Here is a 23829-nt window from a genome sequence, read left to right as displayed (position 1 = left end):
CCACAGAATGATGTCACGCTGAAAATGCCGGCCTTTGAATGGGTTCATGTGCAGCTCCATCAGCAAAAGGGGATGATAAGTTTATCACCACCGACTATTTGCAACAGTGCCCAGCAGAGTCTGTATCGGGAACGATAGCTACAGAAACTCCATATCTCCGTCCAATTTTGATTAGGTGCGCAAGCTGTTCTTTTTCGGATTCTGTGAGCATTGCCAGATCTCTTCCGGACACCTGCTCTATAAACGAACCAAGGTTTTTGGGAAAAAAGGGTTCGGCATCAGAGTTATGTGCTGGGCGCGTCTGCGGCTTATCGAAGCTATTGGGCATGAATAGAACCTATACAGTTAGAGAACTGGAGAATGGATAAAGACTCTATGAAAATCAGTTGTGCTACACTCGAATGCTAATCAAGCTTTATGATGGCTTTAGTAGGGATGGCCGTCAACTTAAACCGATAAGAAGGGAGCCATTTATCGTTAAAGTAACTTTCCCGGATGATGCTCTTTTTACGAAATAAGTTTCTCACACTCCTGTATAAGAGTCGCCCTGGAACGAGATCGACTGGCTTTGCTTAATGAAGAGCGTAGTTGATGTTCATCAACCCCATCAGCGATAAACTGACCGATTTTTGTTTCAAGCCGCTGCATTGCCTCGTAAAGCTTGGCATCCGCATTATTTTTAAGAAACCTCAGTATATAATCAGCAATAATTTGGACGGGAGTGAACTTATACATTATGTATCCTTAAGACGTTGTGTTAAATGATTCAAAAAAATTTATAACCAGACGTAAATTATTATACATAAGTAAGCACTTTAGCTAACAAGCTGGAGGAGTGAATTTCGGTTAGCAACTATATTTTAGAAGCTGATTGCTGAATAGACAAAGCCCGGCTTACCGGGCATTCATTTAATTAGATGCTAGAAATCTGACCCGTCGTCTGACTTTTATTCCAGGCAGAGTTAGGAACTAATAATGATGGCCTGGTCAGTTTGAGGAAGCCGGTTTCCTCTGATAAATGCAGGGTGGTTTAAACGAGAAGAAGAAATGGTCATCGCCAGAAATGTCTCTTCACGCGAACGCAGAAATTCCCCCCATGAATAGGTTTCCCATACGTCGTGAGAAAGGTCGGATTCCTTTATGTACCGGGATTGCATTGTTGGCTCAAAATCGACAGGGGCTAAACTGTCATAGGATGGATGAACACGGTACCCCAATCCCTCCTCCGTCTGATGGTATGCATGTGCCAAAAGGACATCGTGGGAGACCAGGTCATAGTCGTTGTCCTGAACGAGCGTTTTTACGGTATGACTAATTTCCCCAAAGCCGTCTATTTCCCAGAGCGTTATCATTGTGAACTCAGCTAAAGTTCGTGGGCTCTTTACCAGAAAGCCATTTAATGCTCGTCGCCCCTTCAGCATGCCAACGTGGTAGGTCTTGTTGGGATAGGGTTTCATTGCCACCAGCGAATCAGCTTTAAGCTCAAGTGACAATTCAGGGACAGACACGGACATGAGAGTACACTTGTTTTTCATATGGTGAAGAATACGTGGCACAAGATGCAGATACATCATTTTCTCCTTTTATGGATATAACTGGCAGATCCTCAGCAGCATCAAAATAGTTAATAGACTTTTTTAATTGGTTAACCACTGTTGATTGACTTGTTTTATGTCTCTGAGAAATTATTCGTTTTGTTTCTGTTCGTTATACTGCTCAAACCAGAAGACGACCGGTTTTACTACAATATGAAGCAAACCAAAACGTTCTGCGGTACGGAAATTCACGCTATATGCGCGAGCCCGTTCAACCTGTTTGGTAATTTCATTTCTCATTCCTTCAACACTAAAAGCTCCTTTAAAAAGGTTGCAGGGAGCGCATGATGGAAATAAGTTTTCTATTGCATGCAGTTCAGGGTGCATAACCTTACCCGTACTTCGGGCAACATGAGTTACGCCGCTGCCGACCGGGGCTCTCACCAGTTCAAAGTCGCGTCGAACAGGCTCAACATGATCGGCATGCCACCCTTTTTCAGGAAGCTTGCAACCACAATAGGCACAACGCCCCCCAAATTTCATTCGCAGCTCAGCTCGCTGTATTTTAGAGATCTTATTTTTAGGTTTTGAGAACCTACCATCAGGTGATTCCGCTTTGGATAACTTTGCTGAGGGCTCAGGTAACTCAACTAAATTCCCGTTGATATTTATCACCTTGACCATATCATTTTCCGCCTTTACTAATCTCACGGGCACAGGAGCTGGCTTAAGTAACCGCTGAAGTTAACAGCCACTGACTGCCTCTACCCAGACCTTCTGTTTATACTCAATAGGCCACCCCTCTTTATCTGCCCGGATGACGCAATCATTTACCGTGGTGCGTGACCGGATACGAACATCAAGCGGAAGCGAATCGTTATCCACACGAGCCTGTGCCTCATTTAAAATGCGTAAAAACATCTCTTTGGTCATTCAGATACCCCCTCAACTTTGCGAATTTTGATCAGATGAGGGCGATTCAGTTTACAAAGTTGTTCTGTCGCTTCATCAATCGAATTGAACCGATGAGCCTCTTCGATATTTAAAGTCCAGTATTTCGCTTTCCCTTCTCCCAGATCGGACTCAAAATAATTTCGCTTTACATCCATTTTTTTAGGCCTGCCATTTATCTTGACGACATTATGTCTGTCATCAAAAAGAAATTCGTCCCCCTCAAAAGTGATTAATACAAATGGCCCCTCAGGCTTGGAAGTCCGGGGACTTCCCATTTTCAAAGTCATACTTCAGCCTCTCGATAGAACTCATGAAACCTCAAATTAAAATGGACTCACACCACACTGATTCAGTATTCCTCCTGAACCCCATTAGGCTCTGTTGTGATTTCATATTTAATACCGCCAGGTGCTCCCACAGCGTCCGCGACCGACTCACACAGCAGCGAGAGATCGTTGAGGGTCATTGGGTGTTCAATGTCCAGCGTGAAGAGTTTCCCGGCTTGCTTGGCGGCTGTCTTGTCAGCATGTTCAGCATTAAAAAGGTATACGGTGTGTTTTTCCTGAGCGGGGGTATTTTGATTTTGCATTGATGATCCTTTTGTTTAGTTCCCCGATTCCGGGGGTGAGTGAATTAATTTAAATTTATATTTGTCTGGTTTAATTAGAACGTTTCCAGGCTATGCGTAAACAGGTAATGCAAAGGCTGTATCAACAGGATTAAAGTTACTTTTCTGGATGCAGCAACGCTTGGACATGATGTCCACATTACATCACGATCAAAGCTAAGTTTTTTTTGTATAACCCCTTCATTTTCGTGTGTTTCGCGTTTCAGACGCTTATACGACCTGCCTGACCATCCTCATCAGAAGGCGGTTTAACAGTCCTTTCGCTGTCGGGCGATTGCTATCGACATAGTAAAAACCTGTTTTGGTCGTACCGTGAGCACTGCTCAGCACCCTCAGTTCCCAGATAACGTCACGGATAACGCCGCCATTTTCTGGCTTAAGGCATTCAGATAAATGGCGCATGAAACGAGCTCTTACGGCACGGTAATAGCGGAACTCCTCTGGCTGGTTAGTATTTTCTTTCACCCGGAGTCGCTGGTTACACAGAGTTAGAACTGCATCCATCATTCCCGCCTTCAGCTTCGCCTGGATCGCACCTTGTTGCTGTTCCCTCTCACCTTCGAGTAACGTTAAGATTCTTTCTCCGAGTGCCGTCTTGTTGTGTACGTGCAACTGTACACAGGCAGCTACGCATGCCCAGAATCTGAACTTTTTTATCTGTCCACGCAATTTCCGGGCTACAACCTGACGGTATGCAGTATCGCTGAGTATTTTAAAACGCCGACTGGCAACCAGCTCTGGAAGCGACACTCTTTCGCCTATCCCCAGGCGGGAAAAGGTTTGTCCCCGTTGTGCGAGACGATGATAGACAGCGCCCTTCCCTTTTGAAATTCGGACCGCGCCATAACGAAGAAGATACTGAGCAGCAGTCGTTGGAGTAAACTCACCGTCAGCGATGCTCTGGCGTAACCCGTCGTATTCATGCCAGATAATCCAGGACGCCGTATCTTCTTCAACAGTCAGCTCATCCTCTTCCTCGAATGCCACGACGACAGAACTGCTCTCTCCGGTCTTTAGGCTACGTGAAGCCCTGGGGTCAGCCTGCCCGTCAAAATAGGTCATCAGCGGCAACGTATCAGTCAGTCCATCATAAGCTGTACCGAACCGGCCTCCGGGCAGTTTCATCCAGAGTGGAGCTGGCATTGGTGTACGGGCCACAGGCAGCATGTCAGGCTCATCCTCAAGAAGGTCCAGATCGGCCTCTTCCCAGACTCTGCGATAGATCTCAATTGCCCGAAACGGGCGAGGGTTGAAACAGTGCAACGACCAGAGGAAATCAACGTGGATCACGTTTGCTTCATGTACAAGCCGAAATTGTGGCTCAGCCATACGACGGTTATAAGCCGTATCGTCCACCTCGCCGGAAAGTAGCTTTCTGCGATGCTTTGCCGCACGTCTGGCTTCAACATAATCAAGGCTGCAACAGACATGAAAAAGACGTTCAGTCAGGGACGAAGAAAAGATATTGGGTTGAAGACGCACATACCCGCCTTCGAACACTTTACGACCGATATAATCCCGCAGGCTCCAGTCGTACTGGATCTTAGAAAGAAATCGCTGAAGACGACTTAGGCCTGCCTGATAACCATATTTCTCAGGGTCAGTGCGAAGGAGCGTTTCCATTGAATGGTCAACCCCTACGGCTGTGCAAAGCGAGCACCCATATCTAGCCCCACAAGCTGAGGTTCGCGTGGGTTTCTCCGGCGACCAGATACACTCTCCGGTGGCGTCTTTATAAAGCGTTGCCAGGCTGAAGTTATCCGGCATAAAGCTTGGTAAAGGGAAGCGGGATTCGGAACCACAGGCCATTAGAAAAGACCAGATGTCCTGAGTGCGCCACTCCTTTACTGGATAGAGTTCACCACCGTGCTCAGTCAGGGTTACTTTCCTCGCCTGCCCTCCCATTTTGAGGATATTTCCGGCCCTTCGGGCACTTTCATCATCCCTGGAGCCCAGCATCAGGCATACCCTGCTTCGTACGGATGCCGGGGCGTTTTTTAGATAACGAGCTTTGGCCTTGCGCAGGGGGGCGATTTTGTAGTCGGTTGAGCACTGACGGGTTGAAGAATTAGTCCAGGTCGGAAGTCCACGTCCAGTCAGAATGCGGCCTACCCAGCTCTGCGTAAGAGACGGTTGGGCGACAAGGACTGTGACCGGTAGCTGGTGTTCAGCAATGAACATTCTAAGCTGGTTGAGAACCTGTGAAGCCTGATAGTGCATCTCAGGGTTTTCGATCAGCGTATCGGACATCTGAATGAAATGATGTTCGCTGATATTTGTGCCGTTACGTACTGCCCTGATCAATGCCATCAGAAATAGGTGAAGAAGAGAATGGGAGTCTTTACCGCCACTGTATCCCACGCACATCGTCCATCCGTCCGTAATAGCCTGATAAATAGCAGATGTGGCTGACGTGACCAGAGAAGAAAGACTCACAGTCTCCTTTTCATCGGTATAGTTCAGATCGGCATCGGTTGTCAGGGTCTCCCAAACATCAGCCCATTTATCATGTTTCAAAATGGCAGCATTAGCCGCCTCAGGAAAAATAACTTCTGAGGGTAATTCAAGGAATGAGTCACTTTTTTCAATAAACATATATTTTCCTGAACCACGGCATATGCTGCATCACTGATATTTTTATTAGAACTTTAAAATAACTACAGCGCAACCATTTAGCGAAATTATATTAAATCAAAATCACGCAAATTTAATTCTTAAATAGATTTAAAATAAAAACCCATTGTAATTTAATCTCCCAGCACAGCTATTAGATATAGGTTGGTGGTGTAATAAAAGCCGTGACATTTGTTTTCAACTCAGACAGCGGAATTGAAGGAGTGTTAAGAGTCATGTCATCACCACAATGGCGTGGTAGAGCAGAAAGCTGAAATGAATCTTTCATCACCCTAATAACCGGGCATTCCGTACGTGCTGATGGCATTACTTCCCGCAGCATCGCTTCCTGCCTTGTGCTATCGCTATGCTTATATTCATCCTGGTCTGTTATTTCTTGAATTTCATCTTCACCACAAAATGACCAGTTAGCGTCATAGAAGTAAAACTCAGTTAACTGAAGATCGTTTTTTTTCACGTATGTCGCCAATTTGCGGATACGCTGTTCAAGCATTGTATCTATCCGTAAGGAAACACTTTGCGGAACATCACTTGCAAAGTCATTGATGCAAACAACGGTAGATACTATGAATTTATTGGTCATGGCAGGCTCCAGGCCACCGGGGGAACCGGTGGCTACGGTTATCAGGCAGGCTTATGCGCCGCAAAGGGTGTCAAGGGAAGGAAGAAGCTTGCTCAGCTTGTCGTAATCGAGCGGAGACAGTTCTGTAACGAGTTCGACCGAAAGACTGGTGTTGTCTTCTTCACTCAGAATATAGATTCCGTCTTCTGGCTCTTTTCCGGCACATGCCTTCAGTCGTCTGTTAACGACCTCCTGGGCTGAATCCGCTACGTCGCAGCTCAGGACATAGCTTGCCACATAGCTGCTCTCACCGTGGTAATGCGTCACTTTACACAGAGCATACTGGATACCGGCTTTGTGAGCCTCATTCATGAGACGAGAAAACTGACAGCCATCCTGGTAATAGTGGGTATCCTTTGTGACCAGAATAGTCATACCCCCAAATTCATCTGTCCGGCTTTTACTGCATGTAAATGCAGCAGTAATTGTTACCATTTCCGGGAGGTCGAATACCGACAGCACGGCAGTTGTGAGGCAAATTGCATGGTCAAGATCAATAGTCTCTCCATGAAAAACTGACAGCCCACTGCTGTTAACTTCTGTTGCGAACGACAGTTCATAATTACAGTCTGGGCAGGATGGTTGCCCAAAGCTCGGCTCTGAAGGGTCATACTCAGGGTGGTTCTCAATAATACTGAGAATCAGCTTCTCAGTCAGAGAACAATCTGCCAGTGGCTTATCAATCAAACGCTCACCTTCTGCAATTTCTGCTTCGGTAACGAATGTGATTGCTTCTTGTGCCATTTTAGCCTGCTCCTGAGTGCAGGGAATAATAAACGACGCCAGAGTATAATTATCTGCCACAGTTGACTCCTTGATTATTTAATTAATGTATTTGATGAGAAGATCATAACAAACACACTACTACCAACTAATAACCTGAAGTCGTTTTTTTAGAAAAAATATTAAGAAGAATATGAACACCACCTCATCTTAAATTAATATTGTTCAGGATTAATATTCATTTTTGCAAATAAAAACCGCCAGACGGCGGCTTTTATAAAGAGGGAAATATCATTGGAAGCTGAAATTACTTCACGGCAGGCCGACAAATTACGCGACTGCTGTGAGCTGAAGCGAAACTTGTAGAGGAAACTATAATCACCTTTTCTAAGTCGTCGGCACTGTCGGCAATATGATGCCGAAAAGCCTCCTCTGCATCACCAGGGGAATCGGCTTCGACCGGGTAGGCCTGATCATCATCATCAAACATAATGCGCCCGGAAATGAGATAAAGTCGGCTCAAATCTGGCGTCGCTGCGCTCGTGCTTCGTTCGTTCAGATTCATTTTTTCTCCGTCTGTTGCTCGTAAAAAGAATGACGCCGGTTTAAAAGGCGTCGCCAGGGTTCAGGCTAAAACGCAGGGTTGCCATCGAGGAAGCTCATTGGCTGGCCAATAGCGGATGCCACCCTGAGAATTTCACCTGGTGTGGCATAGCGCAGCATTTCTGAGCGTCCAAATTTCTGATACTCATCTACTGACATCTTTCTCCACTCGGGGTGAGGATCTTTTCCGCACAGTGACCAGTTGCTTTCAGAGGAATCACGACGGAGAACGTACACATCAAGCGAGGCTGTAAGCCCGCTTCCATATCCCCGCTGCGCTACAATACGAACCTGAGAACCATCGTCGCGTTGCAACGTCTGGGTTAATTTCGTGATAGGATCCTGAGAATGCATGCCATTTACCTCGTTTTTAAAAGAATTACCGTAAGTAAATGATACCGAATCGAGAATTCTGGCTAATAGGTCAGAAGAAAAAATATTGCATATTTTTGAAGTGTAGGATAATGATTAGAATAAAATGGCCTGAATAAATCGTTAGCTTTAACTCTGCTTATTTCAGAAAAACTCTGAATTAGTAGTGATGGAAAACGACGCGGTGAAAAGTAACTTTTACACCGCAATTCAGAAAAAAGTTTCAGTTAGTCACATTACGAATAACCCGGCTTACTTTCGCATGTGCGTTCCCCTGCATGTTAAAGTAAAGCCCTCCGGGCAGACTCGTCGCCCACTTAACGCCTCGCTCAGCCATACGCTTCGGTGTTTCCAGCCAACCACGAGGAATATTGCCCGGAACGTTACCGATAACCCGTCAAATGCATGCTGCTACCCGGATGCCGCCGGGAATATCGCATTTGGATTCAACAATATGCATGACCTCAGATAAAGCACCATGCCGCTGGACATGATCGCCAATGTGCAACTCGATAGGAGAAGCCATTTCTGAATCTGACTTCATATCTGTCCACCTTTAATTTAGAAACCGTCTAAATTACCAAATTAGTTAATCCAACAACATCTGTATCACAACCATCAATTTGTTTTTGTTGGGTCTATATCGTAGAAACAAGTGAATAATGAATACACTCGTTAATACAGACAACCGGAAATGAATGACTACCTGATTATCTCAGCGGTATATGCTAAGCCGTTAATATTGCCATTCTCTGGTGGAACCACTGCTAAATGAATAAACCGTTTGTCGCTTCAAACCACTTTATCAAAACCGTTAACTTGCATTAAGTCCGATACAGTTCGGCGAGCTCATCCAGCATGGGGTTACTCTTATATCCCGGTGCGGCCGTAAAAAGGTTTCGGGAAATCGCCAGCCACTCCATGATTTTGTCCGTCGCCAGCCAACGTCTGCCAAGTCGCTCGGCTGCGATGGGGACTTTATGCAAGCCAGCGAAGGGATCTACAACAAGATCTCCCGGCTCTGTCAAAAACTCAATCAGAAACGCTGCAAGCCTGGTAGGAGACGTTGCACCGTGCAGCGGAAAACCGAGCTCGCGGGCAATGGAATGGCAAAATCTCGTATCAGCGCAGCTATTGCCGTAAAACAAAGTATTCTTGGGGATCGTTCCTTCTGTTTTATTTCCAAAGGAACCGCTTTTAAGCTGGTACGCCCCATCACCATAAAAGGTCGTGCGATTTTCACCGCCTGCTGCCTGCAATTTTAGATGCTGGTCTGAATGCGGTTGTAGTACACGTAAGTTGTTTGAACGAACCTTACTCGCATCATTGGTAAACCACAGCACAGGCTCATACGATGAGCAGAGCTGCACCCGTTGCTTACATGCCCAGTGCGTTGGCGATGGGGGCTTACTGCGATTCACCCACTGAAGCCTGTCCATGAGCTCAAGCCCCAGCTTGTCACATAATGCCAGTGTCAGACGCTCCAGATACAGAGAACGTGAAGGCCTACCCCTATTAAAGCTATCTTGAGTGATATTCAATGCCACACTTGCGCCCGGTACAAGCTGTTTCACGATCGGTTCGAGGATACGCAGAAGCCAGTCAATATAAGCCTGCTCGCCACGCCCCCCTCCGTGCCCGTAGTCTCTTGAATTTCGAAGGAGGTAAGGTGGCGAGGTCAGGCAAAGATGAATTTGCTCGGTGATATTGCTGAAGAAGGCATAGGCGTTTCCAAAAACCGATGCCCCAAGAGAAGTTGAGAAACCGACAACACAGAGCTTTTCCCATGACTCATGCAGGTTTGTTTTCGTCTTAGAGGCGTATCTCCAGACGCCCCGTTTTTCTGGAACGCGTTCGATGACCCCGGCCTGACGGAGAGTCTGCTGAAACCAGCGAACCTTATGTTTGACGCCGCTGGTTCTGGTTTTATCTGACCCAAATTCTTTCAGTTCGTGCAATTCGGCATCCGACATGCCAGTTTTACGCTGCACTTCGCGATAAAGCTCGTCGTTGGTCAACGGCGATTCGGAGGCAGCGTAGATATGCGCAATTAAGTCCGTATTAATCGTACTCATCAGCCATCCTAATGGGGATACAGTTATTATATCGGCCTGATGGTTGGAAGTGAGATTACTAAATCAGACCGATCTGGTTTGTTGAAGACTTTGCCAAATCATGCAGCACAGCTGGGCTTGCACAGAGCGAGCCGGGCTCCTTTAGCGGAGACACCTTCGCAAGTTGGATTAATCAGCCTCAAGATTCTGGAACTCAATGAGCTTTTGCTCACACTCCTCCCTGCCCCACGATCCCTGCCAGTCACAGATGTCCCGGTACTTACTTTCCAGCTTATCCATCTGTGCGAGATTAGCTGTTGCGAAGTCTGTCCATATGTCATGCCAGCAAGCGTTGTACGTAACGCCAGCTGGTGGACAATACTCCATTGCATCAGCATTAATAATTTCAACGCGAAGATCGGTTGCAAACGAGGCTGCAACGAGGTTAATAACATCCTGTTCTTTTTCGATTACCGTGACATGGGTTACATCGTCTTTCTGAAGAATGGCGTGGAGCACCATACCAAGACCAAGACCATTAATGAGCACCCGCCCGGTGGCTCGCTCTATAAAATCCTGGCAGGTTCGGATCTCCATCGGGGTATTGGACATCACCACATCCCAGCCGTTGGACAAGCGGCGATATCTACCGGGCGGGATAAACTCATCTGTATTACCAGTACACTCGGCACGAAGGGCGAGGGTCAGCGCCTTATCTGTGGTAATTTCGAAAGTGTCCAGTTTCCAAGTTCCGGACTTGCCGTCTTTAACGGGTAAATCAGAAAAGCAGCTCTTCATCGAGGCAACCAAAATTCCAGTAGTTTTGTTACGCTGAACCTACCACAAACCCGCTCTTAATGAAGGCATCAGGAGCGATAGCGATCTTTGAGGCATCGTTTAAAACAGCGGCATCCTGTAACAGACACCCGATATTTTTTTTAATGCCGCAGGTGTTAAAGGTAGCGTTGCAAAGTTGCAACATCTTCAGGGGCAACCTCCACGCAGCTCCTGACACTGTAGTGATTTTCGCCGTTGTAGTCATAAACCCCACCGTCTTCAAAACTCAGCTGTTCAACCTCGCCAGCACACTCGGAAATCAGTGCCGTCTGGCAAGCATTTTTCTCACAATCGCTGACGAGTATACGAACATAGCTTTTCTCATGGTCGCCGTTACGGTTCTGGATCTTTACGATAAAGTGTTTTTCAGACATTTGTGCCTCCAGCTCAGGTTGAGGTTAATTTAGCGTTGCCCCGGTTCACCGGGGCAAGAATAAATCAACCCTTAATGAAATTGTGCCCCCAGGTGTTAGGCTTAAATGCCTGCTCTTTGATATATGTTTTCATTACCTTGCAGGTTTTTTTCAGGGCTTTGGTATTGGCATCGGTTACTGGGATAAAATGGCGAGAATGACGGTTTTCCCGGTACTGCTTATCAGCGTTTGGGTCAATTGCTTCGCTTTGCAGGAGCCCTTCGTGCCTGCCAATTACTATTACGTAGTTCATTTCACCTGAAACACGATCCGTGAGTAATTGAAGGGAAATATCAGCTGCTCGCGTGGCCTGGCTTGCAGATATTTTTGCATGCAAGAAAGCCCCCTTTCTGAATTTGGCCGGAGTTAGCCCTGTAATATCCTCAACACTAAAATTAAGTGAGGAAAGAATTGAAAATAAGTCGCAGCTAATGACTTCAGTATTATTAGGCATTTTACCCGTCCCCGTCCATATTCATGATACGGTAATGATACCAGGTCGATATCATTACCTAATAACTTGGTGAAAGAAAATCTGTAATTTTTAGTTAACTAAAATTAATAGTCTCAATACTGCTCAAGAATTCTTTTTTTACGTCCGGTGTAAAAGGTATACGTTCAATGTATTTATAAAGTGTCGCAAATGTTTTGGGTTCAATGTTTCGGGAGATAATGTCATCAATCGGATCTTCGAACATATTGATAAAGATATCGACATGCTGCTCTCCGCTTTCTGATGCCTTTGAAAGAAGACTGACCACTTCAATGTAGCGATTATCCTGCTCTGCAATGAACAACCAGTGCCCTTCGTTAAAGGCGGGTGCAGCGCTGTAGCGTTTAACAACAATTTCTGAAAGATTATATCCTGCCTGATTCAGCAGATTATTAAAGTTGAGTTGAGTTGAAATCACGTCTAACGTTTTCATAAAACCTCCTTTTCATCTGTACTTATTATACTGTTACCCAACCCCCAGCTAATAACCTCCCAGCAAATTTTCAGAAAAAAAAAACACCGCCTTTTATTTAAGATTGAACACATCCTTTTTAAATACCAACAATGATTATGAAACCACAATGTAAGTGAAGCGCCATTATGGAAAAGTAACTTTTGTGCAGCTCATAAATTTTATTTATTAGTTACGTTCCTTTGTCTTGTGGTCGAAGTTCATCAGGCGAGGCCTAAGAAGAATATGTGTGGTTTCAGCCAATGCGGTGATCGGGCATTATAATTTGGTCGGGCTATTATACGTGGGTAAAGGTAGTGGTAGGGAGAGGATCAGGTTAAATTGCATTTTCCCGGTTGCCTTCCCTGGCCTACCGGTTTCAGGTCAGACGCTAAGACCAGCGGTAATACTTAAAGTAGTCCTCATTTACAGCCAAAAACTCCCTTAAACCGTTCATTAATCCCTTTTCAAACGCTGTAACGATAAACCGGTATCCGTCCAGTGTTTCAATGTAGTAGATCCCGCCCGGTGTTATTCCAACATGCAACACCTCGGCTGTCATCATAAACTGGCCTTCCGGAAAATCATGCGACAGGTATATAAAACCCGTCGTGGCCGGTGCGGGTGTGGCATTCACTAAGACACCGTTAAACTGCTGCCCGTGCCTCGCCGGTACAAGCTCACTTCCCCTGGTTGACTTATCGAGCAGCCCCTTAACATCTTTTTGCTCTTTAGATGAGGTATAGCCCCGCACATCACTCCCATCACCTGGGCGAGAGCCGGTGCCGACATGTGCAAGACGACGGTAAGCGCTGCGCATATTGATGTGGCAGGATGCCCCGGCTCTACCCTGAAGCCTTACGCCAAAATCTTCGCAAAGTAATAAAATCTGACGTAGCTGGTGTTCATACACGGACGCAGAAAGTGAAAGGTTGAAACTGGAAAAGGTCAGTTCTAAAACCTTTTCCCGTTTGTCATTGAAATGTGCTTCCAGCCTGATGATTGGCTTTTCCGACATTGCAAAAGCTTTGTCCGTTGCTCTGTACCGGCATTCATCTCCGAAACATTCTTCAACAACGCTGGCTATAACCGTGTCGTGATCGCCATCTTCCGGAGCTGGCACAAAGATTTCAAATTGTGCCGGTGTCTCCGGCTCCAGCAGAACGGGATATAAACGCGGAGAATTAAGCAATGCGCATTCAGAATTAATGAGCTTAACCCAGGCGCTTTTGTCGTCCGGATCCTTAAGCTGCTGTCCAAGGTTATCGCAAAAGTCTACTATCTGACGGGTATGCTCATCCGTGACTGCACAGATCAGGTTAAGACCATGCGTGGCCATACTCAATTCCCGGGTTCGGGACTGGGAATTGATCGACCAGGGGTTAAGTGAAAGCGAAATAGGGCTTATGGAAGGGACGACCGTCTCATTCTGCAAATCTGTAAGCTGGCAGTTCGCAGTAGGCTTCGGGGAAAGGGTACTAAATATGTAACTTGCCTATTGTTTAGTACTGGCCTGGATATAAAACATCGCGTCCATGCTTGTATCCCGGGATGAAATTGAAAATAGCTTCATTTTTAACCTTAATGGATGAGCGATTTATAGTCATGTGCTGACAAATGGACATTATGTGCGCCATCATTCCATTCAAAGAATAATCGATACTTAGAGTTTACTCGAATGGAGGAATAACGGTTTGACGTCATTCTTAAGCGTTCATAACGCAAGCTGTTGGATAATAACTCCCGCTCACTCTGGACATTATCCAGCGTTTCGAGTCGACACAGAATCGCGTTAATAATTTCAGAAGGAATACCTGCCGTTGTTTTTCCATTACGGAAGAACTTTTCAAGCCGTCTGTCTTTAAATGAATGGATCATAGTTCCTCCGTAATAATTGACCTTAAAATTAAATTAAAAGGGCTTTGAATTAATGAATCCCTAAAATGCGGGCGGCGACTGCCAGCTGCTTATCACTTAACTGACGCTGGTGGGTTAAAGAAGACTTAAGGCTTTCCAGAAAATTATTACTGCTGGATTGCTGGGTGATTGCATCAACCATTTTTTGATGAGATCTGCACCATGCATTGAACGCAGAGTTGTGGGCGTTTTCAGTCCTCAAACGCTCGTTTTGCAAGGATGCTGACACTTTGCGGGCAGCTTGAGCATTAATGCGGTACAGCGCATTCAGCGTGTAAGCAGTGCGGGTCGTTTCGAGGCTGTAACCCGTGGCTTTACAAGCCATACAGCGACTTCTATAAAAATGCTTACGCTCTCCCCGACCATTGCATTTATCGCAAAGAATACGAAAAGTATATTCCGCAGTACCTTTTACAGAATCAACACAGCGGATTTTTGCGCTGGAGATTTCAATTCCACTGCGATCATAATATTTGGTCATAATGTGATTCCTCCGGTTAGTTCTGGAGTAATCATGACAGAATGAATCTACTGGCTAATAACCTGAGAGTAAATATTTTAAAAAAACATTGAGAGAGGGTCTGCAAATTTATACACGAAGGATTCAAATATAATTTTGTTTAAAAAATTAAGAGCATTCTGAAGTAAAAGTGCATCAAAAAGCATTCATGGATAAATCATGTACTGGTGCCAGCCATTTAAACGCGGGCATTGTTCCGGAGTGATTAAACGGTTTAGCATCATAGATTAAAACCAAAAGGAAGGCGTCCTTCCCGTCTCGGGAATATTACTTTCCCGTTTGCAATTTAAGAGCCACTTAATGAGAAAGTAATAATTAAGTCATGCTCAACTCTACATATTACATTGAGGATGGCGTAACAGGGTACGGCATACTACCGCACCCTTCTGAAGAGCTTATGTTTGAGGGAATTCTATAGCAAATGTGGCCGTGCCAGATTGACCACTTACAGCGGGAGTAACGGGATACGTGCGCTCTTCACCATTACCAAGATCCAGTGACAGCGATTTAGTTTCACCAGGCTGGACCGTAACTCCGGCAACCGTAACGCCGAACTGGGCATTTTTCTGAACAGTCAGGGTTCCGTTTAACTGTCCGGTAATGATAGAACCGTCCTGACGCCGCAACACACTGGTTCGGATGATGGCCAGCGGCGTGTTGTCCGTTGCTTTCAGTGCTACGGCTGTGGCCAGCGTCTTGAGATTATCCAGCATAATCAGATTCGCAGGCTGGTAGGTAAAATTAAGCGTTTTAGTGGTCCGGTTACCTGATTCGTCAATAGCCAGTGCCTCCAGATGATACATCTGTCCCGATTCGTCAGTGTTGGGGAAGATTCTGGGGTATTCCGGAATAAAGACATCCTTGGATAACGGCGTGAATGCCAGGGTGACCTTTTCAGAGTTAGGTCCACCAGCGAGCTGAAGCGATGTCAGGGAAGCATCCCCAGAGGCATCAGTAACGCTTATGCGAAGGTTCTCAAGCCCTTTAACCAGTTTTCCTTCTGCGTCTGCGCCATTAAAACTGAACGCGATAACCGGAAGCGTTGAGTCAATTTTCAGCGGTGCATTAAGCGTTTTGGTTCCGGTGTTTCCAACAAGATCCGTGGCAGAGACGCTAACCACCGTATAATCCCCGTCCGGTAGACCAGCGTATGAGAAGGTGGCGTTTTTGGTTTTATAATCGCTTTCACTGACGGTCACAGGCTTCAGCGTGAAAGGTTCCCCCCGGGCATTTTTAAGGGTGGCTTCGAAAACTTTGGTATCCCAGTAGCTGATGTTCCAGGCGTTGACGCGATCATTATCGGTGGCCGTCATAGTGATTGTCTTGGAGGCCTTGTTTACCTGAGCGACATTAACCACCGGTGGGTTGTTATCCCAGATAACCGTAAAATTACCAGCAAGCGCATCGAATATGCTGTCACCATCTTTTCCCGAGTAAAGGTGCAGATACTCAAATCCTTTGTCACTGGTGTAGTTGAAGTTAACCGTCATCTCGCATGAACTTTGTCCGATAGGTATAGTGCAGAACCAGGCTGCATTTTTTACCGTTCTGAACTTTTGCACGTATGGTCGGGGTTCAGCGGTTACCTTTATGCGGCTAATGGTGGCGGTTTTAACGCTGATTGAGGCCTGAGTTAACCACTCACTGGTATCACTCCGGTACATCTCTTTAGCCACTATCTTCGGGGCTATTTCCATCGCCGGGGCTGGAGTGAAGTTGAGGGAGTTATGATGAATTCGTCTTACTCCTCCTGCCAGAGTCTGGAATTCATGATAAGTATCCCCCACATTGGGATATATGTATTTGAAAGTATAAATATTATAAGTGCTATCGGACGTCTGGAAATTCGAGTCCGCCCAGCCATATTTGGAACCGTTAACAGCAGTAAAGTCACTTTTTTTCCTTAATACCCGTACGGAAATAGGGTTCTGGAAGACGGTCATGCCAGACTGATAAGTGACCCATGATCCGGTAGTGGCGTCCTGCACCTGGATGATATCGTCAGGCTTAACCCGATCAATTACGCTTCGGCGGCTTAGTTCGATCCTGTTTCCCGCTTTGTCATAAAGGTAGATCCCCACTTTATATTCAGAGCGGTTTTCCGGTGCCAGGGCATTGCTGCTTGCGTCGGCGACTTGAACGGTTACGCTACCTTCCACTGTATTAATTTCCGCTGGCTTTTTACGCTCCACTCCAGCGGCATCGGTTATGAAATATTCAGCATTAGCAAGCCCGGAACCTTTATCACTCAGTCCATTAAAGACCAGTGCCTGGACGCTGGCGTACTGCATACCGGCTGGTACTGAAGTGAAGATCGCTTCGCTGCCAAAGTTCCACCCGTTTCTCGTATAACTTATGGTACCCGTTGCCGGAGGCGTTCGGTCAATTGCAAGCGGGTAATCCTGCCGGGAGACCTCCTTCCCTTGCAAGTCGGTAATCACCTCTCTGAGGGTGAAGCTATCTTCTCCCATCGCTGGTACGGTCAGAGTCTTGCCGTAATAATCAAAGCCTGTCGAAGATGTGGTACGGTCATCTACGGTAACCAGGCTGCTTTTCGTGCTCCAGATGAGGCTCCCGTCACTTTTCAGCAGACTGAGCGTAATATAACGGTCCAGACCGGAAATAACGGCAACGTCAAAGCTCGTTACCGGATTAATCCATACGGATGCAGGCGATACGGTCTTTTTAACGTTCAGGGTATCTTTAAAGCTGAATTCTGCGATTTCAGCGGAAGCTCCTGCGCTGAAACCTGCAAATGCAATAAGCAGGGCTAGTTTGATTTTCATGGGTTGTCTCCTGATCAGGTTCCCCATGATACTTTTTCAGTGTTCGAGATCTTTTCGGGAAAATAGCTAATTTTAATGTTTTTCTTTTCTGCCCGGCGGGACCTGTTTTGTTCCATTTTTATCAGTGAATGTAATGAGACCGATTCGTCCACTGTTAACAGTGTAAAAGCGAGGTTGAAAGCCAGCTTTGAGAAGGTTTTCAATAGCTGAAAAAAAATCTTTTTTGAGCATTGGTTTCAAGATGGTTTTCCTTTTATGCCCGGTGCCGCCGGGACGGTGGCATTAAATATACGCCATGTAAGTAAATTAATTTTTACCCATTTGATTGTCAATACAAACAAAAAATAAACCATGTTTATTATTTTACCAGCGATGCTATTTTAAAGTCCGTCTAAAATAAAAAACCAAAAAGTTAAATTTGAAGCCATCCTTCCTAAATTCATTTCTTGCGCATATTAGCCCCTGCTTTAAGTATATAATTTTTGAAAAAGTTGTCTGGAGGTTATTAGCTCGTGCATCTGGATTGTTAATATAAAGCCAACACAGAAAAGGAAAACAAAATGTATAAATTAGTATCTCCTCGTGAACTGACTGAGATTATTACCGGTTTACTGCTTAAACCTGAACTCCTTGGTGAGCTGGACTCACCAGAAAAGCATCGGATGTTTATGGCAGATTTAGGCCGGGTGGTGGCAGAACATTGTGGAGGTCTGGTAAACAGCGTCGTCTTGCCAGGAGCTGAAGTTACAGTGCCGGATGGGTTACCGCTTAACGGCCAGCCAGTACGTTATCTCGGAATCAAAGAGAGCATCCCTCACCTCCTTGTAGAGCCTGATGCTTCCTTACCTTCGCTCGCTAAAAACGTCTGGATGTATGCAGATCCTGAAGGCTGGAAAGAACATTTTGGAGCTGAGGAAGACTGCCTTACTCATGAAATGATGCAGCTGTTCCGTAAAGGTATCCAGGCTCTTCAGAAGGAGCATGATACCCCTGAAATTAGCCTCACACTTCAGGACTGGCGCCTGGAGGAGGAAACACTGAGAGAAGAGGACAGTCAGGCCTATCAGGTCAGCGTTACCGGCCAACATAACATCCACTGTGAAGTTGTTAACAAGGAAGGTAACCCCTGTTTTGGTGTCATGTTCGAAATCGATCAGGGTGTGCCTGCCTTACACATCAACACCGGCGGGGATATGTTGCTCCACATTCATTGCGCCCATAACGGACTCGTTCTGACCCCTGATGCAAGCGGTCAGCGATTTGAGAAGGCTCCCGTTGACCGCTTCGCTTATAACAGCCCATCCCTGCTGTTGTCTGCCGACTAACCAAGGCCAAATCTGAATTGTCCTGTTTAAGTAACCAACCCGCTGCCGCCAGGCGGGTAAATCCTCTTAATGGAGTTTTAATGCAAATCTCAACTGAAGTTCTGAACGTCTTATCTCGCTGCCGTGCTGAAGGGAACTTTCTTTTCCTGGCCGACCAGCTCGACCGCAGCATTTATGTTAAGACAAACAAAGTGCTGGAAGCTGCCGGTGGCAAATGGAACCGAAAAGAGCAGGCACATATTTTTACGGCGGATGCAGCTGAGCGTATCGAGCAAATCATTCTGACAGGTTCGGTCGACATCCCACGTGATTTGTTCAATTTCTTCCCTACCCCTGAGAATTTAGTCACAGATATGGTTCTACGCGCTGAACCAGCTGCCGGGGAACGTGTTCTGGAGCCTGAGTTTGGTGATGGCCGCATTCTGAAAGCCTTAAAACTGGCGGCTCCGGATGCATTGATTACCGGGATCGAATTGAACGATGAGCGATTCCTTGCAGTGAAGAACGATAGTGTCCTTAGCACAGGGGCCGAGCTGGTGCATACCGACTTTCTTGGGTACCAGCCCGATGAAACTTTTGATGTTATCGTTATGAATCCACCATTCCTTAAACGCTCTGACGTTAAACATGTCATGCATGCCATCGCAATGCTCGCTAAGCGAGGTCGCTTACAGGCCATTCTGTCAGCTGGGGTATTGTTCCGGGAAGACACACTGACAAAAGCGCTCAGGGAGCGAGTCAAACAACTTGGCGGACAAATTTCGCCTCTTCCGGATGATACATTTAGGGAGTCCGGAACAAAGGTCAAAACAGCCCGCCTTGAAATTGATCTTCGCCGCTAACTGACAAGCAACCGGAAAGAAATCTTAATACGAGTAGCCGGTTAAAGTTACCTGACCGGCTTAACTGACTAAATCAATAAAGAGTGAACAGAAATGACGCATACTGCCGTTTCTCAGGCTAATAGTGCTTTGCAGCTACCCACGCTGGAGCATGTCTACGCACTTCTGAAAGCAAATTGTAAACCTGACCGCTTTGACGGGCGTGACGGACCCGTGTGGGGCCAGGAATACTCGTGGAATCTGGCAAAAGATCGCTTACAGGATCTGGAGAAATACGGTAAGGCATATGTCTCCCGTCATGAAGACCGTATGGGGGAAGGATTTAGTTTTGGTCCTGACCTGTTAATTATTCGCTAACGCTCTTAAGGCCTGATGATATGGTAAGCACAACTGGAAAAAATATGTTTTCAAAGCCTATGACCACTTTCACACCAGAACGTATTGAACAAATTTTGGAATTTTCCGAGGGTAGTAACCCAAGCGAAGCAATGAGTCTTAGAGCTGACGAAGTTGCTGTACTGGCACGTATTGGAAAGGCAGTTATGTCGATTGCGCCTGTTTATCAGTGCGAGTTTTGCCACCATGACGCAACCGGGCAACTTCAGTGGCACTGGGAAGATGTGAACAAAGCTTTTTATGATAAATACGATCCAGACAGACGCGGAAGACGTCGAATCCTCTATACCGCCCCGCCGATGCCTTTAGTTTCGGCTGACCTGCTTAACATGGCTTCATCTGCTATTGAAGACTTGCTCACTAACAAAGACAGAAGTGGTGCGGGAATGTGGAATGACATTCCAGAACAGCTACGACGCGCAGCAGAACTGGTAATGGATAATAGCCGGGCCGCTGAAATAGAAGCGATGCTGATGCGTCTTTATGTAGAATGTGACACCGGTGAGCGCAGAGGCAACGGCAGTCAATCTGGCGTAGCAATGCCTTCGTGGCAAACCGTTGAAGAGGCACGTGTGTTGCTGGGGGTGAAATGATGCAGTTCTCGCCAGGGCAGTTTGTAATTCACAACAAGAAGCGCCTTGCGGAACGAAGGTAGACGTACTGACTGAGGTTCACTCCCCTCTCGACTGGTGGCGTAATACCGCCAGGTTTTGATTCATATATGCCGTCCGTTAACGCATTTATATCTGTCATACCTAATTTATCCTGATTCTTTTTTACACAAAGTAAAAGCATCACTTAATGCGATATGTGGATGCCGATAGTTTCAGGCTAATGTTATAAGTTTTGCAATCGTTGCCAGTTTGGATACCACAGCAATGTCAGATGTAATTCCAAAAAGAAAGATTTACGTCCTGAACGCACAATAAGGTTTGTCGAAAGGCAAATTATAGATTTGTAATTTCGAGCACCATATGGAGAAGTTTTTTATACTTTTACGAACATAGTGACCTTTAGGAAAAGCTTAAAATAACACCAAACCTAAAGGGGAATAAGAATGAAACATCTCGCTTTTATTACTGCTGTAGCCGGACTCGGTATGTCTGTTCAGGCCCCAGCTCAGATATATGAATCGGCCTTTAAGGACACGAACGGTATTGAGATCCACGCCCCGTCTTCTCGTCTTATGCTTAATCCGGCATCACCGGTAACTTTGACACTTATTTCAGGTCTTGATCGTTTCGTTAATGTCAAAGTCACGAAAGACACTGGAACTGTCATTCTTAATACTACGACTACACGGACGGGTGTATCAGACCGACTAACAGCTGCTGACGGTAGTGAGTTCTACGGCAAAAAAGTAACTTTGCCTGCTTTGGGTGAAGGCAAATTTGTCGTTCAGATAAACGTGTTAGATCTCAATCAGAAGCCTGTAGCGACCTATAACTATAACTGGCTAATTGATGTCACCCCTCCAGCGGCAAATGCTCTTACCGCTAATACTGGTTCTGGCTCTACCGCTGGTGACGTGTGGAAGCTTGGATTAGAGGCAACGGGGCAGTATGACTTCACCTCTTCGGGCGTAAGTGATGCAAATGGTATTGATAAGGGCCTAATATATATTTACAGGCAGGACGGTAGCCTCTACAGCACTACACAGATGCAGTATGACGTATCCGGCCAAAAGATGTACCACACTTACTCTAAGAATTCAGTTAAGGGAACCGGAATACCAGACAGCAACCTGGATGAAGACTTTACTGCAAAAGTTGTTATCTTCGATAACGCAGGTAATAGCCGAACGCTGCCAACTCAAAAATTTCGCTACGACAACACGCTGGGTGAGATGACACTGTGGGCCGTTCATGATCCAAATACGTCTTCCAGCGTCGTACCCGGGGTTTCTAATTATCCGGCTTACAAAGCCGGTATGGTCGTTAACGAAAACCCTATTCGATTAGTCTACCGGATCCCAAAATCTAACTACCGTGCTTATTCAGAAGGTGGGCTTCAGTTCATCAATCAATATTCCGCCCCCAAAGAGATAGCTGTAGACAGCACTTATGCTTATGTTGAAATGACTCTTCCCTATGGCTCAATTAATGGGGATATGGCTCGTATGGCGAACTTTGGCCAGTGGGGAGGGTATTATCCGTCATACAGCCTCGTTCTAAACCCATCTGCAAACCAAACGCCTGCATTTGCGGGTACCTGGGTAGATTTCCTCGATGATAAGGGGAACTGGGTTAAGTGGAAGGATTTTGAGAGTGTGGCTTCATCACGACTGCCAATTAAAATTTCCCGACTTCGTTTTAACGTTGAAGCCCGGCCCTTTGCACAGGAGATCGGCGGTAAGGCGACCTGCACCATTCCGGCAGGAAAAACCTCGTGTGAAGCGCCTGAGACGTTTGATATGGCCTTGGGTACCCAGGGCTACAATAGAATCCTTTACTTCGTTCGCAGCATCAGCAATCCCATTTTGCGGTCTGAGCAATGGATTATGACACGCTGGAACAATAAACAACTGCCGGTAATAAACTCGATATCATATGACGAGACTAACAAGCAGCTGGATGTACTGGCGTCACTTGAAGGCGATGGTAACTGGTTCGACTCGGTCTCATTGAGGGAATTTTATCTTTCCGATAAGAACACCGGTACCCGGATGTCACCAACAGGCGTAATCAAATCTCGTATCTCAGGTAACTACACGATTGCTTATGATTTATCCCGTCAGTCTGAAGGAAAATACAACGTTGAGGTCAACATCAGGGACTTCTTCCAGAACCAGACCAATAAAACTTTCGGAGAAATTGCTCTGGATAACACTCCTCCGACAGTGGCCATAACATTCGACGGAAAGCCGGTAAAAGACGATACGGTAGTGTACGGCCTGGAGAACCTCAGGATCGCTCTGGCAGATAATCTGACAACCCCGAGGATAACCCGTCTTCAGCTCGTAGGTGGCCCCACAGCTGATAACGTTGAGCTTACGTGGTCACCGGCAGGCAAAGATACATACATGCCTGAGTATCCGAGGCTGTTCCCAAATTTCGAACCATCTGAAAATTATTCAATTAGCGTAACAGTTGCCGATAGTCAGTCGAATACCAAAACCTATACTCAGAAGTTCAGTTATCTACCGAATAACCTTGTGCAGTTACATAATCTACGCACATTGTCGGTCAGTTCACCTCTCAAAACGACAGATGGCGTACCACTTGCGTACCTGTCCACTAACGTTCTGCGTAAGACAAATGGAGAAATTGCTAAAGGGGTCCAGAACGCAACGCTGACTGTGCGGAAGGATGCAGCCTTCGGTATTAAATTTAATGGGGCACAGGCGGCTCCAGGCGAGTCAGTTGAGGTGCAAATAGATATGGGCCAGGGGGATAATCTTCTGTTACCCGTTTATCCTTCCGAAAATGGGAAAGTTGGCACCTCAGAATTCATGATTCAGATCGACGAGTTGAAGTAACTACCCGGAGCCGACAGTAAAACTGACGGCTTCAATTTTACTGCCCTCCTCGACTCCGATCAGCCAGTACGTCTTCAGAGATTCGCAAGGAAGAACCGAAAGAAAAGTTACTTTAATCGTACGTTTCCAGCGATGCTTTCAAAAGACAATGCATACTCGTTGATTACGACAATGGGAGTGAGTGTCGAACCCCTTGAGTAAGGATACCTGGTAAATATACAGCCCCGGGGATTCTCTTCCTTCAAC

Annotated in this window: 27 protein-coding genes; 5 read left to right on the top strand and 22 right to left on the bottom strand. The window is 46.1% G+C overall.

What is annotated here, in order from left to right; translation table 11 throughout:
• Positions 1-507 precede the first annotated feature (507 nt).
• The 22 genes from ACJHX4_RS21965 to ACJHX4_RS21860 all read right to left on the bottom strand — a co-directional run bounded on the left by ACJHX4_RS21965 (position 508) and on the right by ACJHX4_RS21860 (position 17782).
• A complete protein-coding gene (locus ACJHX4_RS21965) occupies positions 508-735 on the bottom strand; it encodes a hypothetical protein (protein ID WP_000276410.1) in 228 nt (75 codons plus the stop codon).
• Positions 736-962: 227 nt separating this feature from the next.
• Positions 963-1574, bottom strand: a complete 612-nt coding sequence (locus ACJHX4_RS21960) for a DUF6012 family protein (protein WP_077248242.1) — start codon at positions 1572-1574, stop codon at positions 963-965.
• 111 nt (positions 1575-1685) lie between these two features.
• Positions 1686-2219, bottom strand: a complete 534-nt coding sequence (locus ACJHX4_RS21955) for an HNH endonuclease (RefSeq protein ID WP_000241454.1) — start codon at positions 2217-2219, stop codon at positions 1686-1688.
• A 60-nt stretch (positions 2220-2279) separates the two neighbouring features.
• On the bottom strand, positions 2280-2468 hold the full coding sequence (locus tag ACJHX4_RS21950) for a hypothetical protein (protein WP_000159618.1): 189 nt from the start codon (positions 2466-2468) through the stop codon (positions 2280-2282).
• A complete protein-coding gene (locus ACJHX4_RS21945) occupies positions 2465-2776 on the bottom strand; it encodes a hypothetical protein (RefSeq protein ID WP_000172889.1) in 312 nt (103 codons plus the stop codon). The genes ACJHX4_RS21950 and ACJHX4_RS21945 overlap by 4 nt, the downstream gene beginning before the upstream one ends.
• Positions 2777-2838: 62 nt before the next feature.
• Entirely contained in the window at positions 2839-3078 is a 240-nt protein-coding gene (locus tag ACJHX4_RS21940; RefSeq protein WP_001180999.1) for a hypothetical protein, read from the bottom strand.
• 249 nt (positions 3079-3327) lie between these two features.
• On the bottom strand, positions 3328-5712 hold the full coding sequence (locus tag ACJHX4_RS21935; RefSeq protein WP_000469466.1) for a phosphoadenosine phosphosulfate reductase family protein: 2385 nt from the start codon (positions 5710-5712) through the stop codon (positions 3328-3330).
• A gap of 172 nt (positions 5713-5884) precedes the next feature.
• Positions 5885-6334, bottom strand: a complete 450-nt coding sequence (locus tag ACJHX4_RS21930) for a hypothetical protein (RefSeq protein ID WP_000182314.1) — start codon at positions 6332-6334, stop codon at positions 5885-5887.
• Between the two features lie 51 nt (positions 6335-6385).
• Entirely contained in the window at positions 6386-7177 is a 792-nt protein-coding gene (locus ACJHX4_RS21925) for a hypothetical protein (protein WP_046788417.1), read from the bottom strand.
• Between the two features lie 226 nt (positions 7178-7403).
• The gene (locus ACJHX4_RS21920; protein WP_042634392.1) at positions 7404-7661 is read right to left on the bottom strand and encodes a hypothetical protein; all 258 of its coding nucleotides are present in this window, start codon (positions 7659-7661) and stop codon (positions 7404-7406) included.
• Between the two features lie 65 nt (positions 7662-7726).
• Entirely contained in the window at positions 7727-8053 is a 327-nt protein-coding gene (locus ACJHX4_RS21915) for a hypothetical protein (protein WP_000556022.1), read from the bottom strand.
• Positions 8054-8468: 415 nt separating this feature from the next.
• Positions 8469-8615, bottom strand: a complete 147-nt coding sequence (locus tag ACJHX4_RS21910; protein WP_001426334.1) for a hypothetical protein — start codon at positions 8613-8615, stop codon at positions 8469-8471.
• A 280-nt stretch (positions 8616-8895) separates the two neighbouring features.
• Positions 8896-10146, bottom strand: coding sequence for a site-specific DNA-methyltransferase (locus ACJHX4_RS21905; RefSeq protein ID WP_000104323.1), 1251 nt, complete (start codon positions 10144-10146; stop codon positions 8896-8898).
• 168 nt (positions 10147-10314) lie between these two features.
• Positions 10315-10923, bottom strand: a complete 609-nt coding sequence (locus tag ACJHX4_RS21900) for a hypothetical protein (protein WP_000833773.1) — start codon at positions 10921-10923, stop codon at positions 10315-10317.
• A 155-nt stretch (positions 10924-11078) separates the two neighbouring features.
• Positions 11079-11336 (bottom strand): hypothetical protein, encoded by a 258-nt coding sequence (locus tag ACJHX4_RS21895; protein WP_001290637.1) that lies wholly within the window; start codon positions 11334-11336, stop codon positions 11079-11081.
• Positions 11337-11400: 64 nt separating this feature from the next.
• Entirely contained in the window at positions 11401-11829 is a 429-nt protein-coding gene (locus ACJHX4_RS21890; protein ID WP_001133498.1) for a hypothetical protein, read from the bottom strand.
• A 94-nt stretch (positions 11830-11923) separates the two neighbouring features.
• The gene (locus ACJHX4_RS21885) at positions 11924-12301 is read right to left on the bottom strand and encodes a hypothetical protein (protein ID WP_000853477.1); all 378 of its coding nucleotides are present in this window, start codon (positions 12299-12301) and stop codon (positions 11924-11926) included.
• 409 nt (positions 12302-12710) lie between these two features.
• Positions 12711-13658 carry a flavin reductase gene (locus ACJHX4_RS21880; RefSeq protein WP_164846946.1) on the bottom strand — a complete coding sequence of 316 codons (948 nt, stop codon included), beginning with the start codon at positions 13656-13658 and terminating at the stop codon, positions 12711-12713.
• Between the two features lie 242 nt (positions 13659-13900).
• Positions 13901-14197, bottom strand: a complete 297-nt coding sequence (locus tag ACJHX4_RS21875) for a type II toxin-antitoxin system RelE/ParE family toxin (protein WP_000581857.1) — start codon at positions 14195-14197, stop codon at positions 13901-13903.
• A 49-nt stretch (positions 14198-14246) separates the two neighbouring features.
• The gene (locus tag ACJHX4_RS21870; protein ID WP_000170638.1) at positions 14247-14717 is read right to left on the bottom strand and encodes a hypothetical protein; all 471 of its coding nucleotides are present in this window, start codon (positions 14715-14717) and stop codon (positions 14247-14249) included.
• Between the two features lie 434 nt (positions 14718-15151).
• Positions 15152-17542: an Ig-like domain-containing protein gene (locus ACJHX4_RS21865; RefSeq protein WP_000694550.1), complete on the bottom strand. Its 2391-nt coding sequence runs from the start codon at positions 17540-17542 to the stop codon at positions 15152-15154.
• Positions 17543-17614: 72 nt separating this feature from the next.
• Positions 17615-17782, bottom strand: coding sequence for a hypothetical protein (locus ACJHX4_RS21860; RefSeq protein ID WP_000803860.1), 168 nt, complete (start codon positions 17780-17782; stop codon positions 17615-17617).
• Positions 17783-18102: 320 nt separating this feature from the next.
• On the opposite strand from ACJHX4_RS21860, the gene ACJHX4_RS21855 reads away from it, so the two are divergent.
• The 5 genes from ACJHX4_RS21855 (at position 18103) to ACJHX4_RS21835 (ending at position 23583) form a co-directional block, all read left to right on the top strand.
• Positions 18103-18867 carry a hypothetical protein gene (locus ACJHX4_RS21855; protein ID WP_000277497.1) on the top strand — a complete coding sequence of 255 codons (765 nt, stop codon included), beginning with the start codon at positions 18103-18105 and terminating at the stop codon, positions 18865-18867.
• A gap of 80 nt (positions 18868-18947) precedes the next feature.
• On the top strand, positions 18948-19709 hold the full coding sequence (locus tag ACJHX4_RS21850) for a methyltransferase (RefSeq protein WP_001167416.1): 762 nt from the start codon (positions 18948-18950) through the stop codon (positions 19707-19709).
• 93 nt (positions 19710-19802) lie between these two features.
• Positions 19803-20066, top strand: a complete 264-nt coding sequence (locus ACJHX4_RS21845) for a hypothetical protein (protein WP_000149861.1) — start codon at positions 19803-19805, stop codon at positions 20064-20066.
• A gap of 44 nt (positions 20067-20110) precedes the next feature.
• Positions 20111-20698, top strand: a complete 588-nt coding sequence (locus ACJHX4_RS21840) for a hypothetical protein (protein ID WP_000491822.1) — start codon at positions 20111-20113, stop codon at positions 20696-20698.
• A 464-nt stretch (positions 20699-21162) separates the two neighbouring features.
• A complete protein-coding gene (locus ACJHX4_RS21835) occupies positions 21163-23583 on the top strand; it encodes an Ig-like domain-containing protein (protein ID WP_000681217.1) in 2421 nt (806 codons plus the stop codon).
• The last annotated feature ends 246 nt before the right edge of the window (positions 23584-23829 follow it).

The sequence above is a fragment of the Escherichia sp. WS2035 genome, assembly GCF_046487065.1.
In the GTDB taxonomy this organism is placed as follows: Bacteria; Pseudomonadota; Gammaproteobacteria; order Enterobacterales; family Enterobacteriaceae; genus Escherichia; species Escherichia coli.
Note: the sequence above shows the minus strand (reverse complement) of the source record. Positions and strands in the feature narration are given on the sequence as shown.

Coding starts and splice junctions, on each gene's coding strand:
- ACJHX4_RS21965 (WP_000276410.1), bottom strand. CDS start 735: ATGTATAAGTTCACTCCCGTCCAAATTATTGCTGATTATATACTGAGG.
- ACJHX4_RS21960 (WP_077248242.1), bottom strand. CDS start 1,574: ATGATGTATCTGCATCTTGTGCCACGTATTCTTCACCATATGAAAAAC.
- ACJHX4_RS21955 (WP_000241454.1), bottom strand. CDS start 2,219: ATGGTCAAGGTGATAAATATCAACGGGAATTTAGTTGAGTTACCTGAG.
- ACJHX4_RS21950 (WP_000159618.1), bottom strand. CDS start 2,468: ATGACCAAAGAGATGTTTTTACGCATTTTAAATGAGGCACAGGCTCGT.
- ACJHX4_RS21945 (WP_000172889.1), bottom strand. CDS start 2,776: ATGACTTTGAAAATGGGAAGTCCCCGGACTTCCAAGCCTGAGGGGCCA.
- ACJHX4_RS21940 (WP_001180999.1), bottom strand. CDS start 3,078: ATGCAAAATCAAAATACCCCCGCTCAGGAAAAACACACCGTATACCTT.
- ACJHX4_RS21935 (WP_000469466.1), bottom strand. CDS start 5,712: ATGTTTATTGAAAAAAGTGACTCATTCCTTGAATTACCCTCAGAAGTT.
- ACJHX4_RS21930 (WP_000182314.1), bottom strand. CDS start 6,334: ATGACCAATAAATTCATAGTATCTACCGTTGTTTGCATCAATGACTTT.
- ACJHX4_RS21920 (WP_042634392.1), bottom strand. CDS start 7,661: ATGAATCTGAACGAACGAAGCACGAGCGCAGCGACGCCAGATTTGAGC.
- ACJHX4_RS21915 (WP_000556022.1), bottom strand. CDS start 8,053: ATGCATTCTCAGGATCCTATCACGAAATTAACCCAGACGTTGCAACGC.
- ACJHX4_RS21910 (WP_001426334.1), bottom strand. CDS start 8,615: ATGAAGTCAGATTCAGAAATGGCTTCTCCTATCGAGTTGCACATTGGC.
- ACJHX4_RS21905 (WP_000104323.1), bottom strand. CDS start 10,146: ATGAGTACGATTAATACGGACTTAATTGCGCATATCTACGCTGCCTCC.
- ACJHX4_RS21900 (WP_000833773.1), bottom strand. CDS start 10,923: ATGAAGAGCTGCTTTTCTGATTTACCCGTTAAAGACGGCAAGTCCGGA.
- ACJHX4_RS21895 (WP_001290637.1), bottom strand. CDS start 11,336: ATGTCTGAAAAACACTTTATCGTAAAGATCCAGAACCGTAACGGCGAC.
- ACJHX4_RS21890 (WP_001133498.1), bottom strand. CDS start 11,829: ATGCCTAATAATACTGAAGTCATTAGCTGCGACTTATTTTCAATTCTT.
- ACJHX4_RS21885 (WP_000853477.1), bottom strand. CDS start 12,301: ATGAAAACGTTAGACGTGATTTCAACTCAACTCAACTTTAATAATCTG.
- ACJHX4_RS21880 (WP_164846946.1), bottom strand. CDS start 13,658: ATGGCCACGCATGGTCTTAACCTGATCTGTGCAGTCACGGATGAGCAT.
- ACJHX4_RS21875 (WP_000581857.1), bottom strand. CDS start 14,197: ATGATCCATTCATTTAAAGACAGACGGCTTGAAAAGTTCTTCCGTAAT.
- ACJHX4_RS21870 (WP_000170638.1), bottom strand. CDS start 14,717: ATGACCAAATATTATGATCGCAGTGGAATTGAAATCTCCAGCGCAAAA.
- ACJHX4_RS21865 (WP_000694550.1), bottom strand. CDS start 17,542: ATGAAAATCAAACTAGCCCTGCTTATTGCATTTGCAGGTTTCAGCGCA.
- ACJHX4_RS21855 (WP_000277497.1), top strand. CDS start 18,103: ATGTATAAATTAGTATCTCCTCGTGAACTGACTGAGATTATTACCGGT.
- ACJHX4_RS21850 (WP_001167416.1), top strand. CDS start 18,948: ATGCAAATCTCAACTGAAGTTCTGAACGTCTTATCTCGCTGCCGTGCT.
- ACJHX4_RS21845 (WP_000149861.1), top strand. CDS start 19,803: ATGACGCATACTGCCGTTTCTCAGGCTAATAGTGCTTTGCAGCTACCC.
- ACJHX4_RS21840 (WP_000491822.1), top strand. CDS start 20,111: ATGTTTTCAAAGCCTATGACCACTTTCACACCAGAACGTATTGAACAA.
- ACJHX4_RS21835 (WP_000681217.1), top strand. CDS start 21,163: ATGAAACATCTCGCTTTTATTACTGCTGTAGCCGGACTCGGTATGTCT.